Raw genomic sequence first — 14,897 nt, forward strand, 5'->3', positions numbered from 1 at the left:
CCGGCCGCACCCGGCGCCGCGCCCGCCCCGGCCGCCCTCCCTCCATCGAAGGGACTCGTGGTGACCACGGAGGGACTGACCCGCACCTACAACGGCGTCAACGCCGTCGACGGGTTGAACCTGTCAGTGCCCGCGGGCGGCATCTACGGCTTCCTGGGCCCCAACGGCGCCGGCAAGTCCACCACGATGAAGCTCCTGCTGGGTCTGACCCGCCCGACGTCGGGCAGCATGAGTGTCCTGGGACGCCCGGTCAGCCAGCGCCACCCCCTGCCGCCGGGAACCATCGGCTCCCTCATCGAGGGCCCCTCCTACTACCCGAGCCTGACCGGCAAGGAGAACCTGGCCATGGTGGCCTCCTACCTGGGGCTGGCCTCCAACCGCATCCAGCACGCCCTGGCCACCGTCAACCTCATCGGGCAGGAGAACAAGCAGGTCAAGCACTACTCCATGGGAATGAAACAGCGCCTGGGCCTGGCCATGGCACTGCTGTCGAACCCGGCCCTCATGCTCCTGGACGAGCCGACCAACGGGCTCGACCCCGCCGGGGTGGCCGAGATCCGCCAGCTCATCGTCACCCTGGCCCGTCAGGAGGGCGTGACGATCATCGTCTCCTCCCACATCCTGTCCGAGATCGAGCAGATGGCCGACACCGTCGGCATCATCTGCGCCGGACGCCTGCGCTACCAGGGCACCCTGGCCGGACTACGCGACGAAGGGGTCATCGAGCTACTCGTCTCCGAGCCCACAACCGTCGCCGCACTCCTGACCTCCCTCGGCGTGACCCACGAGGTCCGGGACGGTGCCGTGCGCACCCCCATGATGCCCGACGACGTCGTCGGCGAGCTCATCACCCGCATCGTCTCCTCCGGGACGACCGTCTACCGGGTCCAGACCGTGCGCAAGACCCTCGAGCAGGCCTTCCTGGAGCTGACCGAGCCGGTCCTGGCCACTCAGCCGTCCCTCGCCTCTCAGGAGATGAACCGATGAGCACCCCAGTGAGTACAGCGGGCCCGGCGGCCACCATGGCCGCACAGCCAACACCACCGACACAGCACCTGACACAGCCCCCGACACTGCCGGCAGCGCCGCGCGCACTCCCCTTCTCCCCGCTGAGCAGGGCGTGGACCACCCTGGCCCTCGAGCTGGGCAAGCTGCGCCGCAAGCGCTACTGGCTCATCGCCGCCAGCGCCACCGCCGTGTGCCTGGCATGGTGCAGCATGCTCATCACCCATCGGGCGAGCGGCCCGGTTGCCGCACGCCACGCCACGCTCGCCCTGGATGAGTTCATCCAGATCATCGCCTTCCTCATGCCCATCATCACCGCGGTCCTGGCCTCGCGCGTCGTCACCGTGGACACCGAGGAGCGCATGGGGCAGCTGTTGACGGCGCTGGGGCAGAGCCCCCTGACCCGCTACCGGGGCAAGCTGGTCATCGTGATCCTCACGGTCCTGTGCATGGAGACGGCCCTCTTCACACTAGTCACCGTGCTGGCCGGCCCGATCGGGCTGACCGTCACCGGCTCCTACTGGCGCACGCTGCCTCCTGCCCTGGTGGTGGTGGCGTGCTCAACGCTGGCCATCTCCGCGGTCCAGCTGACGCTGTCCACCTGCTTCGACAAGCAGGGCATCGGCCTGGGGGTGGCGGCCATCGGCGGCCTTATCGCCGAGAGCCTGCCCTACGCCTACCTCGGGAAGTTCTCATGGCTGCTGCCCTGGGGCATCGTTCCGGCCGCCACCCCCATTGACACGGTCGCCTCCTACAAGTCCATGCGGGAAATCGGCGACATGACGCTCGCGTCCCAGCCGTGGACCCTGGCGGCGCTCGCCGCGCTGGTCGCGGTCGGGTGGACCGTCGCCGCCCACCTCGTTATCGTCCACCAGGAGAATCACCGATGAGCACCACCGCACCAGTCACACGTTCCACGGCAGGCCGGCCCCTCCGGCCCGCTCAGCACCCGTCAACGCTCCCTAGTCCCTCCGGCCCGTCCACGACGCCGCAACCAACTAACCTGAGCCGGTCTGCTCCACCCGCTCCCCAGTCCCGCCCGTCGGTGCGAGCCGCCTGGTACTGGGAGAACCGCAAGGCCCCCAACCGGTGGTACTGGGTCGCCGTCACCATCCTGTGCTCCCTGGGCTCCCTGTCCGGCTACCTGCAGTACCGCACCTACCGCAGCCAGTTCGAGGCCCAGGGCGTCACCTGGGAGATCACGTGGTCCCAGTCCACGCTCCTGCTCTCAATGCTGTTCCTGCCGCTCGCGCTGGGTGCCTTCGCCGCGCAGATCGCCAGCAATGAGCACCAGGGAAGGAACTGGCAGAGGATGAGCGCCACCGGGCTGGAGACCGCCATGGTTGCGGGCAAGCTGTTGCACGGGCTCCAGGTCGCGGCTCTCACCACCACGGTCCTGGCCCTGACCACCGCGGTGATGGGCCTCGCCCTGGGCTTCAACCTGGTGGGCCTGGTCGCCTACCTGCCGCGCTTCGCCGTCGTCGCGCTGGGAATGTGGGTCATCCTCACCTTCGTCACCTGGCTGGGCGCAGTCATGACGTCCTTCGCCACCACGATGTCCACGGTGCTCCTGAGCATCATTGCGGGGATGGCGATGCTTCTCGTGGCTCGACCGCTGAGCATCCTCAACCCCGCAGCCTCACTGACCCGAACCACGTCGGCCATGAGCCCGGGCTACGTGACCTCACTGGGCGCCGCAGCATTCGAGGGCGTCGTCTGCCTGGTGTGGGTGGTCCTGCTGGCCCTGGCTCTGCGCCGCGCAGTGAGGCGACAGTCATGAACCACGTTCCCGCAGCGCCTCACTCGGAAGGCGTCTCCCGGGTCCCGCGGACCCTCCTGGACCGGGTGGCTCAGTGGTGGCGCACCAGCACCCTGACCCTGTGGGTGGTGGCCGGCGCCGTGGGCCTCTTCCAGCTGATGGTGCTGAACGTGGCCTCGTACACCTACCCGCACCTGCCCCTGCGAGGCTGGGTGCTCGTCGCCCTGCTGCTCGCCGCTTCACTGGTGGCCCGACGCCGCTGGCCCCTCGCCGTCGTCATTGTCACGAGCCTGGCCTCGGGCGCCGTCGACCTGTGGGGGCCGCGCGGCGGACTCAACCTGCTGTCCATGCTGGCCCTCTACGCCCTGCTCGTCACCGCCTCCACCCGCGACCGAATCGTCGGCTTCAGCATCAGCGCGCTGTGCACCCTCGTCCCCACGGCGCTGGCCAAGTGGCCACAGGTGGGTGCCTTGAGCCCTGGGATCTTCACCCTGGTGCTCGTGCTCGCGGTGGCCTCGATCTCCCGCTCACGCCGGGATGCCCTGGAGCACGGGGACGCCCAGCTCGCGGCGCAGTCCGCCGAGCAGCGGCTGGTCGCTCAACGTGACGCCGCTCGTCACCAGACCCGGGTGGCGGCCGAGCTCCACGACTCCGTGGGCCACGCCCTCACCGCGATCATCGCCCTGTCCGAGGGGATGCAGGGGGTCGGCGGCAGCCCGGAGACCGACGAGGCCATCGACATGATGAACGCCCTGGCCCGCGAGGGCCTGGCGGACACCAGACGCGCTGTCTCCTCACTCCAGACCGCACCGGCTCCTTCCCACGACGTCGTCACCGCCTGGGACCCAACCGGCCAAGTCGCGGAACACCAGCAGGCCCCCGGGGGCTCACCCGGCTGGGATCGGCTCACCGACCTGCTGACCACGGTGAGAGCCACCGGTATCAGTGCGGCTCTCACCGAGACCGGGAGGCGTCCCCGCGGCACCGCGGGCAGTCAGGTCCTCGGGGAGGTCGTCTATGTCGTCGTCCGGGAGGCTCTGACCAACGTCATGCGCCACGCTAAGGGCGCCACACGCGTCGTCATCTCCCTGGACCACGACCAGGCCTCCACACGGATCACCGTGTCCGACGACGGTCGTGGCGCTCAGACCGGCTCAGGAGACGACGGTCCCGGCTCGACGCAGGCGTCGCCCGTGGCCGGCCACGGACTGGCCAACCTGGCGGCCGTGGTCGGTGAGCACGGTGGCACGATGTCCGCCGGCCCCACGACCGATCAGGGCGCATCCGGCTGGGTGCTGCACGCCCTCGTCCCCTTCCCGGAAGGTGCGCCGCGATGAGTCCATCCGCCCCCTCCGGGCCTGGCACCGGGGGCTCATCAAGCAGCCGCACCCCGATCACGGTGATGATCGTCGATGACCAGCGAGCCACCCGCATGGGTTTGTCCCTCATCATCAACCGGGCCGACGACCTGCGGGTCACGGCCCAGGCCGCCCACGGCCAGGACGCCCTCGACCAGCTCGCAGCCCTGCTTCAGGAGCGCCGGACACTACCCGACGTCGTCCTCATGGACGTGCGCATGCCCGTGCTCAACGGGATCGATGCCACGGCGCGCATCTCCCAGCTCTACCCCTCGATCCGGGTCCTGGTGCTGACCACCTACGACCAGGACGAGTTCGCCTTCGGGGCGCTGTCAGCCGGCGCCTCCGGCTTCCTGCTCAAGGACACCCGCACGGCCGACCTCCACCAGGCGCTGCGGGCGGTCAGCTCCGGGGACGCGATCCTCACTCCGCGCATTACCCGCGAGCTGCTCAACCGGCACATGCTCAGTCCCGTCACCTCACCCCGGCAACGCGCGGCACGACAACGTCTCGACGATCTCAGCCCCCGTGAACGCGAGGTGGCCGACCTGGTGGCCCAGGGGCTGACGAACGCGGAGATCGCTCAGCGCCTCGTCCTGGCCCCGGACTCGGTCAAGAAGAACGTCACCCGGATCCTGACCAAGCTGGACCTGCGCGACCGGGTCCAGCTCGTCATCCTCATGCGCGACGCCCAGTCCTGAGCCTCCGCCCCCGTCCCCTCAGGCCACGGTGGCAAGGGCCGGGGCCAGAGCCGGCTGCTGCGCCGGAGCCCGGTAGATGAGGCGGGACTGGGCCAGGTAGTTGACGACGAAGAGCGTGGAGTCCACAAGTACCTTGGCCAGCCACAGGGGCGCGCCGGCGCCGGTGAGGACCGCGATGCCGGCGTAGGACGTCGCCGCGACCCCGCCCTGGACCGCCGCGTAGCCGCCGGCCGAGCGCCAGAAGTTCTCCGGGCCCGCTCCGAACAGGCGCCGATTGAGCAGGAAACCCAGGGTGCAGGAGACGATCCTGGCTCCGACGACGGCGTAGAGGACCGAGTCGGTCAGCGAGTTGAGGATGAGGACCAGCGCGTAGTCAACGCTCCAGCCGGTGAAGGACACGGCGGCGAAGAGGACGACCGTGGGGATGCGGCGGCGCAGGCGGGCCAGGCGGCTCAGGATCGTCGGGCGGGCAGCGGGGAGGGCGGGGCTCGTCGTCATGGCAGCAAGCCTCGCCGGAGGGCTTATGCCACGTGTTTGATGGACCTGTGCCGTTTCTGTGAGAGACGGTCACCGGGGTCCTGCGGACACCGCGTCCGGCTCCTCCGCCTCAGAACAGGGCGTCGGTCTGCGGCGCGGCGGGGGTGCTCGACGACGCCGCACTCGGCGACTGCGCCGTCCCCAGGCTCCCAGGTGCCCGGCCGCCGCGGGTCCAGCCCGGCCCCGAGGGCACCGGACGACCCTGCTGGAAGGCGGTGGCGGCGCCCCGGGCCCGGGAGTCGGCGGCCTCGTTCATGGGGTGGCCGACGTGTCCGCGCACCCACTCGAAGCGCACGGTGCGACCCGCGAGCGCGGCGTCGAGGTCCTTGACGAGGTCGGCGTTGAGGACGGGCTTGCCGTCGGCCTTGCGCCAGCCGCGCTTCTTCCAGCCGTGGCGCCACTTCGTCAGAGAGTTGATGACGTACTGGGAGTCGCACTGGATGAGGAGCTCCTCGCCGGCGAGGCCGGCGGCCTCGGTGGCTCGCAGGAGCTCGAGGACGGCGGTGAGCTCACCGCGGTTGTTGGTCGAGCTCTCCCAGCCTCCGGCGGCCCAGCAGTCATCGTCCACGTACCAGGCCCAGCCGGCCGGTCCCGGGTTGCCCAGGGAGGAGCCGTCGGCAGCAGCAGTCAGCGTCATGGAGGGCACTCTACCCAGCCTCCCCGGTGCGCCCCGGACAGGCTCAACCACCCGTGCCGTGATCGGTGCCATGCTAACCTGCCAGACAGCAAGAATGATCTTGCCACCTGAAACATATCCCCCGAGAGGTACACCGATGTCCTCCACGCTGCATGCTCTATCAGCCTTGTCAGCGGCTTCCGGCACACTCATCGCCGCACGCTGGTACGACTACATCCCCATCGCGATCTACTTCGCCTTCGTCATCGGCGTCGGACTCATCGCCCGCGCTAAGACGGCCACGGCCGATGGTTTCCTCACCTCGGGCCGGTCCCTGCCGGCCTGGGTGACCGGTATCGCCTTCGTCTCGGCGAACCTCGGTGCCGTCGAGATCATGGGAATGTCCGCCAACGGCGCCGAGTACGGCATGCCGACCTTCCACTACTTCTGGATCGGCGCGGTCCCGGCCATGATCTTCCTGGGTCTGGTCATGATGCCCTTCTACTACGGCTCCAAGGTGCGCTCAGTGCCCGAGTTCATGCTCAAGCGCTACGGCACCGCCGCGCACCTGGTCAACGCGATCAGCTTCGCCCTGGCCCAGCTGCTCATCGCCGGCATCAACCTGTACCTGCTGGGCAAGATCATGAACTGGCTGCTGGGCTGGCCCCTGTGGGTGGGGCTCATCGTGGCCGCCGTCATCGTCTTCTCCTACATCACCATGGGAGGGCTCTCCGCGGCGATCTACAACGAGGTCCTCCAGTTCTTCGTCATCGTGGCGGCCCTGCTGCCCCTGACCCTCATCGGACTGCACCGCGTGGGCGGATGGCACGGTCTGACCGACAGGATCACCGACGCCGCCGAGCTTGCCGGCACAGACCCGGCTCAGCAGCTGCACTCCTGGCCCGGCAACTCGATCTCCGGCTTCGACTCCAACCTCATGTCGGTGATCGGCCTGGTCTTCGGCCTGGGCTTCGTGCTGTCCTTCGGCTACTGGACGACGAACTTCGTCGAGGTGCAGCGGGCCATGGCCTCGGACTCGATCTCCGCGGCCCAGTCGACCCCGATCATCGGCACCTTCGTCAAGATGTTCGTGCCCTTCCTCGTCATCGTCCCGGGCATGATCGCAGGCGTCCTAGTCACGGAGGTCCAGCAGCTCAAGTCCGGAGCCAACACGAGCTACCAGTACAACGACGCGGTCCTCTACCTCATGCGCGACCTGCTGCCCAACGGTCTGCTGGGTCTGGCGATCACGGGTCTGCTGGCCTCCTTCATGGCGGGCATGGCGGCGAACATCTCCGCCTTCAATACCGTGTGGGGTGTGGACATCTACCAGCACTACCTCAAGAAGGACGCCGACGACGCCCACTACCTCAAGGTCGGCAAGCTCTCGACCCTGACCGCCTCCGTGGTCGCGATCCTCACCGCGAACATCGCCGCGAGCTATCCCAACCTCATGGACTACCTCCAGATACTGTTCTCGATGTTCAACGCGCCGCTGTTCGCGACCTTCATCATCGGGATGTTCTGGAAGCGGGCCACCTCGCAGGCCGGTTGGATCGGCCTCGTCGGCGGGACCCTGGGCTCCCTGGCAATCTACGCCCTCATCAAGTCGGAGGTCCTGGTCCTGCCGGGGCAGGGCGGCGCCTTCCTAGCGGCGGGCGTGGCCTTCACGGTCGACGTCGTCATCACGGTGCTGGTCTCCCTGGTCACTGAGCCGAAGCCCGACTCCGAGCTCAAGGGCTTCGTGTACGCCCTGACCCCCAAGAGCGAGCGCACCGACCCGCACCTGCACGAGCTGCCCTGGTACCGCCGTCCAATCCCGCTGGGGATCATCGCCGGGGCCCTGGTCATCACGCTCAACAGCATCTTCCACTAGACCCGCTCGGACACACGAAGGAGAACACTCATGAGCAATCGTTCACTCACGGACATCCGAGCGGTCATCACCGGTGCTCTGGGACTCATCGGCCTCTACCTGGTGGTGTGCTCGGTCCTGTTCAACAGCGCCGAGGAGATGAGCAAGACCGGCGGTATCAACGCCAACCTGTGGTCGGGCCTGGGTCTGCTGGCCATCGCAGCGGGCATGGGCCTGTGGTGGTGGATCAAGCCGAACCCCTCCGGGGGCGAGCAGGACTGAGACTGGCGGGGCCGCACTGAGCCCGCACCAGTGAGGGCCGCCTGCCCCATCACGGCCAATCGGATCGACGGCGTCGCCGCAGCCTCCCGCTGCGACGGCGCCGTCGGCGTGGCCGCGCACGGGCTTCAGAAGATCCGCCTCCAGAGCACCGGCTACCGCGAAGGGGACGCGCCGGTGTCCATGCCGGTCGCCAGCCCCATGAGGACCAGGCCGACGACGGCGGCCACCACGCCCGCGACCACCACCGTACGTTCCCGGCCGGTGCGCTTCTCCCCCAAGATGGTCAGGCCGCCGAGGGTGGCCAGGACGAAGCCGAGCTGGGAGAGGGTGAAGCCGGAGGCGACACCCACGGCCGCCGTCGAGCGCAGCATGAGGGCGTTACCAACCGCCCACAGGCCCCCGGCGAGCGCGGCCGGCACGATCCGCGGGCCCCGTAGGGGCGCGCGCCGCGGCAGGATGAGGGCGCACAGGCCAGCACCGGCCAGCAGTCCCAGCCCCATGGGCCCGACGGCGTGGGCCGAGGGCACCTCCACGGCGCGCAGCAGCGAGGGGTAGGAGCCGTAGAGGACGGCTGAGGCGGCGGTTGCCAGTAGACCGTCGCGTCGCTGTGCAGCCGTGGGACCGGGGCCGGTGCGCTCCTGCCAGGAGCAGGCGGCGGCGCCGAGCATGATGAGTGCGAGCGCCACCATTCCCAGGACCAGGGCCCCGGGAGCACGCCACTCACCGAAGAGGCTCACGCCCAGGGTGGCGTTGAGCAGGAGCTGGAGGGCCGTGGTCAGTGGCATGGTGCGGCTGACGCCCCAGGCGCGGAAGGCCCACAGGACGAAGACCTGCCCGCCGGTCCACATGAGTCCGCAGGCCGCACCCCACATGGTGGCGCTCAGGGACCAGGGCGAGCCGAGCATGGCGGCGCACCCGAGCGAGACGGCTCCGGCTCCCACCATGACCGCGGTGTTCTGGCGGCGGATGTCGGTGGGGAAGGCTCCGAGAAGAAGGGAGAGTGCCCCGAACAGCAGGGAGGGCACGAGGGCGATAGCGATACTCATGGCGGGTCCTCGGTGCTCTTCGTCACAGGTGCTTGGTCAGTGTCCCAACGCGAACGGGGCGCGCTCCGCAGTGGAGCGCGCCCCGCCGGCTGGGCCTGTTCTCAGGCGTCCAGGTCGGTCTCCAGGAGGGCCTTGAGGTCCTCGAGAGCGGCCTCGGCGCCGTCGGCGTCGGAGGCCAGGGTGACGACGTCACCGAAGCCGGCGCCCAGGGTCATCACACCGAGGATGGAGGAGGCGTCAACCGCAGCGCCGCCCTCCTTGGCGATGGTGACCGGGACGCCCTTCTCAGCGACGGCCTTGACGAAGGTGGCAGCGGGACGGGCGTGCAGACCGACCTTGGAAGCGATAGTGGCGGTGACCTGGGCCATGTGAAGCTCCTTGTGACATGTGGGGGCTAACGGAGCGGGAACCGGATCATGCCCCCGCCCCGGTATAAGCAGCGCAGCGGCTGCCGTCCCGGCTGAGACTACCCGAGATCACGGCTCTGTTGCACTGTTCCACCCCTTCAAAAACGAGGTTTGTCGTGGCGGCACTCGCTCAAGAACCGGTGGAGCCGGTGTAGGGCGCCAGGACGACCTCGACCCGCTGGAGCTCCTTGACGTCCGCATATCCGGTGGTGGCCAGAGTGCGGCGCAGGGCTCCCATGAGGTTGAGCGTGCCGTCGGCGCGGTCGGAGGGGCCGTTGAGGATCTCGGCCATGGTGCCGACCGTGCCCACATGGCTGCGGAAGCCCCGCGGCAGGCGCTCATGACGGGCCTCGGCGCCCCAGTGGTAGCCGCCGCCGGGAGCCTCCTCGGCCCTGGCCAGGGCGGCCCCGAGCATGACGGCGTCCGCGCCGCAGGCGATGGCCTTGACGACGTCGCCGGAGTTGCCCACCGAACCGTCGGCGATGACGTGGACGTAGCGGCCCCCGGACTCGTCGAGGTAGTCGCGCCGAGCCCCGGCGACGTCGGCCACGGCGGTGGCCATGGGCATGTGCAGCCCCAGGACCTGGCGTACGGAGGAGGAGGCGCCGCCGCCCTGCCCCACGAGGACTCCGGCCGCGCCGGTGCGCATGAGGTGGAGGGCGGCGGTGTAGGTGGTCACCCCGCCGACGACCACGGGCACGTCGAGCTCGTAGATGAAGCGCTTGAGGTTGAGGGGCTCAACGGCTCCGGAGACGTGCTCGGCCGACACGAAGGAGCCGCGGATGACCATGAGGTCCACGCCCGCCTCGACCACGGTACGCCAGTGACGCTGCGTCTGGGCGGGGCTGAGTCGCCCGGCGACGACGACGCCGGAGGCACGGATCTGGGTGAGCCGCTCGGTGATGAGCTCAGGTCTGACCGGAGCGCGGTAGACCTCCTGCAGGACGCTGGTGGCCCGGGACGGATCGGCCTGGCGGATGCGCTCGAGGGCTTCGGTGGGGTCCTCGTAGCGGGTCCACAGCCCCTCCAGGTCGAGCACGCCGATCCCGCCCAGACGCCCCACCATGATGGCGGTCTCGGGGCTCATCACCGAGTCCATGGGGGAGGCCATGACCGGCAGGTCCACGTGGTAGGCGTCGATCTGCCAGCCCACGCGCACCTCGGAGGTGTCTCGAGTACGGCGTGCCGGCACCAGGGCGATGTCGTCGAAGGAGTAGGCGCGCAGGGCGCGCTTGGAGCGTCCGATCTCGACCTCTGTGCTCATGGCCCGATCCTAGTGGGCCCAGCCCGGTATCCACCGGACCGACCGGCGGGGCGGCCACGCGCACGGGGGCACCGGACGCCGGCCGAGGCGCACTGGTGCTGGCGTATTGATGTCGTAGCCCGGTGGCATGCTGTCCCCATGAGCACCCCGCACTCCTCCTCCGTGCCCGACGACGCCGCCACCGGCCCTTCCGCCTGGCCCTTCGGTCCCCTGCTCGGATTCGATACCGAGACCACCGGAGTGGATCCCTCCGGGGACCGCCTGGTCACGGCGGCGCTGGTCTGGAGGGCGGCGCCCCGGGCCGATGGAGACCGGCCGCAGTCCGTGACCACGTGGCTCGCTGATCCCGGCGTGGAGATCCCCGAGGCCGCCTCCGCGGTCCACGGTGTGACCACCGAGAGGGCACGAACCGAGGGGCGGCCGGTGACCGAGGTGCTGGCGGAGGTCAGTGAGCATCTGGTGGCTGCGATGACGGCCGGCACCCCGGTTGTCGCCTTCAACGCCTCCTACGACCTGACTCTCATGGAGGCCGAGCTCGCTCGCCACGGACTGCCCACGATGCGCTCGCGCCTCGGCCGCGAGCTGGGGCCCATCGCCGACCCGCTGGTCCTGGACCGGGCCGTGGATCGCTACCGCCGGGGCAAGCGCCGCCTGGGGGACCTCTGCGAGGTCTACGGCGTGCGCGTCGACGAGGCCCTGCACACCGCGGAGGTGGATGTGGCCGCCACTCTCGATGTGCTCGAGGCCCTGGCCGGGGTCCACCCACAGATCCCGGAGCTCGACCCCGGTGAGCTCGTGGCCTTCCAGGCCCGAGCCCACCGCACCTGGGCGGAGTCCTTCAACAAGTGGCTGGCGCGCCAGAATCCTTCACGGACGCCGGCCCAGACCGCCTGGCCCCTGCCGGACTCCCCCACGTACTGAGTCCCTCCGAACTCACCCGCCGCACAACCGGCGAGGGGCGTTCAACGCGGGGAGCCGGCCGGATCACTCCGGCCGGCTCCCCGCGCGGCAGTGCGTGCTGAGTCTGCCGGGACAGCTGGGGCTGCTGGCGTCTCAGGCCCCGTCTCGCCCGGTGTAGTTGGGGGCCTCGACGGTCATCTTGACGTCGTGGGGGTGGGACTCCTTGAGGCCGGCACTCGTGATCCGCACGAACTGCCCGCGCTCCTTGAGCTCGGGGATCGTGCGCGCACCCACGTAGAACATGGACTGGTGCAGCCCGCCCATGAGCTGGTAGACGACGTCGCCCAGTGCTCCGGAGTAGGGGACCTGTCCCTCGATGCCCTCGGGGACGATCTTGGAGTCGGAGGAGACATCGGCCTGGAAGTAGCGGTCCTTGGAGTAGGAGGTGCGTCCACGCGAGCTCATGGCGCCCAGCGAGCCCATGCCGCGGTAGCGCTTCCACTGCTTGCCGTTGACGAAGACGAGGTCACCGGGCGACTCCGTGCAGCCTGCCAGCAGGGAGCCGAGCATGACCGTCTCCGCACCGGCCACCAGGGCCTTGGCGATGTCACCGGAGTACTGCAGACCACCGTCGGCGATGAGGGGGACCCCGGCGGGCTTACAGGCGCGGGCGGCCTCGTAGATGGCCGTCACCTGGGGCACCCCCACGCCTGCGACGACGCGCGTGGTGCAGATGGACCCCGGTCCCACTCCCACCTTGACGGCGTCGGCACCGGCGTCGATGAGTGCCTGGGCGCCCTCACGGGTGGCGACGTTGCCGCCGATGACCTCGATGCCCTGGAAGGCGGAATCGGACTTGAGGCGCGAGATCATCTCCAGCGCCAGCTTGGCGCCGCCGTTGGCGGTGTCGACGATGAGGACGTCCACGCCGGCGTCGGCCAGGGCCCCGGCGCGCTCCCACGTGTCTCCCCAGTAGCCGACGGCGGCCCCCACCACGAGACGCCCCTCGGCGTCCTTGGTGGCGTGGGGGTACTGCTCGGTCTTGACGAAGTCCTTGACGGTGATGAGACCGGTGAGGCGCCCCTCGGCATCGACGAGGGGCAGCTTCTCGATGCGGTGCTCAGCCAGGAGCGCCTTGGCGTCCTCCCGGGAGATGCCGGTCGCGCCGGTGATGAGGCGATCACGCGGCGTCATGCACTCGCGCACGGTCAGGCTCGCCCAGCGCTCCGGGGGGACGAAGCGCAGATCGCGGTTGGTGATGATCCCCTGAAGGTTGCCTCCCGCGTCGACGACAGGAAGGCCGGAGACCTTGTAGTGGCCGCAGAGCTCGTCGAGCTGGGCGATGGTGGCGTCCGGGCCAACGGTCACCGGGTCGGTGACCATTCCGGACTCCGAGCGCTTGACGCGTCGCACCTGCTGAGCCTGGTCCTCGATGGACAGGTTTCGGTGGAGGATGCCGATACCACCCTGACGAGCCATGGCAATAGCCATGTCCGACTCGGTGACCGTGTCCATCGCGGCCGAGAGCAGCGGGGTGGCCAGGCTGATCCTCGGGGTCAGTCTGGAGATCGTATCGACCTCGGAGGGGATGACGTCGGTCAGCCTGGGCAGCAGGAGCACGTCGTCGTAAGTGAGTCCGGTGGGGGCAAAGACGTCAGGGCTGGTGATCGAGTCGCTCACGGGAACATCGTAGGACGACCTGACCGCCCTGTGCATATCCGCCGGTACCGGCCTGTCCGCACCACCGGCCCACTCGTGCCATCGAGCCGTCCGGCACTGAAGCGTCCGGAGGGGTGAGGCCGAGCGGCCGACCCGACACCCGACACAGCACCCGGCCGGACGGCGAGACCATCGCGGCAAGGTGACGCGCGCCCCAAAACAAAGCGACAATGAATGCGGAACGTTTCAGAAAAAAGATGCTCTTCATGCATACATCATTCACAAAACGTTTCTGCTATTCGAGCGTCATATTCTGGCGCACGTTTTCAGACAGCCGGAATGCGTTCACTCAGCAAATCTGGAGAAAATTTCATTGTGAGATAGAATGATTCTTCTTGATTAACGCACCGCGCGATCTTATCGTTAGGTATAGCGCATCAAGTTCGGTGTGCCCGACCGCCATACCCAAAGGAGGGGAGGGAGACAATGCACGACTCATCACGTCTGCCCGGCCCGATCTCCACCCTCTGGGAGTGGCAGTACCGGGGGGCCTGCCTCGGCATGGACTCCTCGGTTTTCTTCCATCCCGAAGGAGAGAGAGGCGGTTCCCGTCGACGACGGGACGAACGAGCAAAGGCCATTTGTCAGGACTGCCCCGTCCTGGAGGAGTGCCGGGACCACGCCCTGAGCACTCGCGAGCCCTATGGCGTCTGGGGAGGCATGAGCGAGGAGGAGCGGCGCGCTTACTACGAGCAGCAGGCACGCCGTTTCGCCAACGAACCGGCCTGACGCTCCGCCCTGTGTCAGGGAATCGACAGCACGGACGTTCCCAACTCAACATCCAGACAATCGTCCGGACACGGCGCACACATGCAGCAGGTACTGCGCGCGCATACTGAAAGGGGAGGCACTCTGGAGTGCCTCCCCTTTCAGCGTGCCGTGGCGCCGGGCGACGCACACGACCTCAACGGGTCACTTGGTGACGACCGCCAGGACGTCGCGCGCCGACAGGATGAGGTAGTCCTCACCGGCGTAGCTGACCTCGGTGCCCCCGTACTTGGAGTAGATGACGACGTCACCCTCGGCGACGTCAACGGGCACGCGGTTGCCGGAGTCATCGACGCGGCCCGGGCCCACGGCCACGACCTTGCCCTCCTGGGGCTTCTCCTTGGCGGTGTCGGGGATGACCAGGCCGGATGCGGTGGTCTGCTCGGCCTCAGCGGTCTGAACGACGATGCGGTCCTCGAGCGGCTTGATGGAGATCGACATCGGAGACCTCCTCCTTCTCTTCAACGTGCAGTAGAACGGCTTGTTCGCCCTCCCCAGGCGTGCCCGACCGCCGTCGCGGGGGTCGGTCCGGCACGATGCAGGAGTGCGAGTCGCAGAAGGTGCCCGCCTGCGTCCCAGGACCGGGCGAGCACCCCGCTGCGCCTGACGGAGAATCTACGACGGCGTTAGCACTCAGTCAACGCGAGTGCCAAAACGTTGCGGTGGTTTCGCCATGGGCG

At 68.8% G+C, this 14,897-nt stretch carries 16 protein-coding genes; 9 read left to right on the forward strand and 7 right to left on the reverse strand.

Annotated elements, in window-relative coordinates; translation table 11 throughout:
* Nucleotides 1-57: 57 nt before the first annotated feature.
* The 5 genes from BKH28_RS02265 to BKH28_RS02285 are packed head-to-tail and all read left to right on the forward strand — an operon-like array spanning nt 58 to nt 4,823.
* A complete protein-coding gene (locus BKH28_RS02265) occupies nt 58-987 on the forward strand; it encodes an ABC transporter ATP-binding protein (RefSeq protein ID WP_075417316.1) in 930 nt (309 codons plus the stop codon).
* Complete coding sequence (locus BKH28_RS02270; protein WP_075417317.1) at nt 984-1,895, forward strand: ABC transporter permease; 912 nt, start codon at nt 984-986, stop codon at nt 1,893-1,895. Before BKH28_RS02265 ends, BKH28_RS02270 begins: the two co-directional genes overlap by 4 nt.
* Complete coding sequence (locus BKH28_RS02275) at nt 1,892-2,785, forward strand: ABC transporter permease (protein ID WP_075417318.1); 894 nt, start codon at nt 1,892-1,894, stop codon at nt 2,783-2,785. Before BKH28_RS02270 ends, BKH28_RS02275 begins: the two co-directional genes overlap by 4 nt.
* Nucleotides 2,782-4,101 carry a sensor histidine kinase gene (locus tag BKH28_RS02280; RefSeq protein ID WP_075417319.1) on the forward strand — a complete coding sequence of 440 codons (1,320 nt, stop codon included), beginning with the start codon at nt 2,782-2,784 and terminating at the stop codon, nt 4,099-4,101. The genes BKH28_RS02275 and BKH28_RS02280 overlap by 4 nt, the downstream gene beginning before the upstream one ends.
* Nucleotides 4,098-4,823: a response regulator transcription factor gene (locus BKH28_RS02285; RefSeq protein ID WP_075417320.1), complete on the forward strand. Its 726-nt coding sequence runs from the start codon at nt 4,098-4,100 to the stop codon at nt 4,821-4,823. The genes BKH28_RS02280 and BKH28_RS02285 overlap by 4 nt, the downstream gene beginning before the upstream one ends.
* Before the next feature lie 18 nt (nt 4,824-4,841).
* Here the strand turns inward: BKH28_RS02285 and BKH28_RS02290 are convergent, their stop codons facing one another.
* Together BKH28_RS02290 and BKH28_RS02295 are read right to left on the reverse strand one after the other, a co-directional pair.
* On the reverse strand, nt 4,842-5,321 hold the full coding sequence (locus BKH28_RS02290) for a GtrA family protein (RefSeq protein WP_075417321.1): 480 nt from the start codon (nt 5,319-5,321) through the stop codon (nt 4,842-4,844).
* Between the two features lie 109 nt (nt 5,322-5,430).
* Nucleotides 5,431-5,997, reverse strand: a complete 567-nt coding sequence (locus BKH28_RS02295) for a ribonuclease H family protein (RefSeq protein WP_075417400.1) — start codon at nt 5,995-5,997, stop codon at nt 5,431-5,433.
* A 136-nt stretch (nt 5,998-6,133) separates the two neighbouring features.
* On the opposite strand from BKH28_RS02295, the gene BKH28_RS02300 reads away from it, so the two are divergent.
* Both BKH28_RS02300 and BKH28_RS02305 read left to right on the forward strand, forming a co-directional pair.
* Nucleotides 6,134-7,852 carry a sodium:solute symporter family protein gene (locus BKH28_RS02300; protein ID WP_075417322.1) on the forward strand — a complete coding sequence of 573 codons (1,719 nt, stop codon included), beginning with the start codon at nt 6,134-6,136 and terminating at the stop codon, nt 7,850-7,852.
* Between the two features lie 30 nt (nt 7,853-7,882).
* Nucleotides 7,883-8,113, forward strand: coding sequence for a hypothetical protein (locus tag BKH28_RS02305; RefSeq protein WP_075254226.1), 231 nt, complete (start codon nt 7,883-7,885; stop codon nt 8,111-8,113).
* Nucleotides 8,114-8,265: 152 nt separating this feature from the next.
* Here BKH28_RS02305 and BKH28_RS02310 read toward each other — a convergent pair whose 3' ends face one another.
* From BKH28_RS02310 to BKH28_RS02320, 3 genes are all read right to left on the reverse strand, one after another.
* A complete protein-coding gene (locus BKH28_RS02310; protein WP_075417323.1) occupies nt 8,266-9,159 on the reverse strand; it encodes a GRP family sugar transporter in 894 nt (297 codons plus the stop codon).
* A 101-nt stretch (nt 9,160-9,260) separates the two neighbouring features.
* Entirely contained in the window at nt 9,261-9,527 is a 267-nt protein-coding gene (locus tag BKH28_RS02315) for an HPr family phosphocarrier protein (RefSeq protein ID WP_010614584.1), read from the reverse strand.
* Between the two features lie 169 nt (nt 9,528-9,696).
* Entirely contained in the window at nt 9,697-10,830 is a 1,134-nt protein-coding gene (locus tag BKH28_RS02320) for a GuaB3 family IMP dehydrogenase-related protein (protein WP_075417324.1), read from the reverse strand.
* A gap of 138 nt (nt 10,831-10,968) precedes the next feature.
* Between BKH28_RS02320 and BKH28_RS02325 the strand changes: the two genes are divergently transcribed.
* A complete protein-coding gene (locus BKH28_RS02325) occupies nt 10,969-11,751 on the forward strand; it encodes an exonuclease domain-containing protein (RefSeq protein WP_075417325.1) in 783 nt (260 codons plus the stop codon).
* Nucleotides 11,752-11,883: 132 nt separating this feature from the next.
* On the opposite strand, the gene guaB is transcribed toward BKH28_RS02325, so the two are convergent.
* Nucleotides 11,884-13,446 (reverse strand): IMP dehydrogenase, encoded by a 1,563-nt coding sequence (gene guaB, locus BKH28_RS02330; RefSeq protein ID WP_178388809.1) that lies wholly within the window; start codon nt 13,444-13,446, stop codon nt 11,884-11,886.
* 429 nt (nt 13,447-13,875) lie between these two features.
* Between guaB and BKH28_RS02335 the strand changes: the two genes are divergently transcribed.
* Nucleotides 13,876-14,178 (forward strand): WhiB family transcriptional regulator, encoded by a 303-nt coding sequence (locus BKH28_RS02335; protein WP_009403699.1) that lies wholly within the window; start codon nt 13,876-13,878, stop codon nt 14,176-14,178.
* A gap of 183 nt (nt 14,179-14,361) precedes the next feature.
* On the opposite strand, the gene groES is transcribed toward BKH28_RS02335, so the two are convergent.
* Complete coding sequence (gene groES, locus BKH28_RS02340; RefSeq protein ID WP_070661353.1) at nt 14,362-14,658, reverse strand: co-chaperone GroES; 297 nt, start codon at nt 14,656-14,658, stop codon at nt 14,362-14,364.
* Between the last annotated feature and the right edge of the window lie 239 nt (nt 14,659-14,897).

This window comes from Actinomyces oris, from assembly GCF_001937665.1.
Taxonomy (GTDB): domain Bacteria; phylum Actinomycetota; class Actinomycetes; order Actinomycetales; family Actinomycetaceae; genus Actinomyces; species Actinomyces stomatis.

Excerpts from the sequence above, each read along its gene's own strand:
- BKH28_RS02270 (WP_075417317.1), top strand. The coding sequence starts at position 984 with ATGAGCACCCCAGTGAGTACAGCGGGCCCGGCGGCCACCATGGCCGCA.
- BKH28_RS02275 (WP_075417318.1), top strand. The coding sequence starts at position 1,892 with ATGAGCACCACCGCACCAGTCACACGTTCCACGGCAGGCCGGCCCCTC.
- BKH28_RS02280 (WP_075417319.1), top strand. The coding sequence starts at position 2,782 with ATGAACCACGTTCCCGCAGCGCCTCACTCGGAAGGCGTCTCCCGGGTC.
- BKH28_RS02285 (WP_075417320.1), top strand. The coding sequence starts at position 4,098 with ATGAGTCCATCCGCCCCCTCCGGGCCTGGCACCGGGGGCTCATCAAGC.
- BKH28_RS02290 (WP_075417321.1), bottom strand. The coding sequence starts at position 5,321 with ATGACGACGAGCCCCGCCCTCCCCGCTGCCCGCCCGACGATCCTGAGC.
- BKH28_RS02295 (WP_075417400.1), bottom strand. The coding sequence starts at position 5,997 with ATGACGCTGACTGCTGCTGCCGACGGCTCCTCCCTGGGCAACCCGGGA.
- BKH28_RS02300 (WP_075417322.1), top strand. The coding sequence starts at position 6,134 with ATGTCCTCCACGCTGCATGCTCTATCAGCCTTGTCAGCGGCTTCCGGC.
- BKH28_RS02305 (WP_075254226.1), top strand. The coding sequence starts at position 7,883 with ATGAGCAATCGTTCACTCACGGACATCCGAGCGGTCATCACCGGTGCT.
- BKH28_RS02310 (WP_075417323.1), bottom strand. The coding sequence starts at position 9,159 with ATGAGTATCGCTATCGCCCTCGTGCCCTCCCTGCTGTTCGGGGCACTC.
- BKH28_RS02315 (WP_010614584.1), bottom strand. The coding sequence starts at position 9,527 with ATGGCCCAGGTCACCGCCACTATCGCTTCCAAGGTCGGTCTGCACGCC.
- BKH28_RS02320 (WP_075417324.1), bottom strand. The coding sequence starts at position 10,830 with ATGAGCACAGAGGTCGAGATCGGACGCTCCAAGCGCGCCCTGCGCGCC.
- BKH28_RS02325 (WP_075417325.1), top strand. The coding sequence starts at position 10,969 with ATGAGCACCCCGCACTCCTCCTCCGTGCCCGACGACGCCGCCACCGGC.
- guaB (WP_178388809.1), bottom strand. The coding sequence starts at position 13,446 with ATGCACAGGGCGGTCAGGTCGTCCTACGATGTTCCCGTGAGCGACTCG.
- BKH28_RS02335 (WP_009403699.1), top strand. The coding sequence starts at position 13,876 with ATGCACGACTCATCACGTCTGCCCGGCCCGATCTCCACCCTCTGGGAG.
- groES (WP_070661353.1), bottom strand. The coding sequence starts at position 14,658 with ATGTCGATCTCCATCAAGCCGCTCGAGGACCGCATCGTCGTTCAGACC.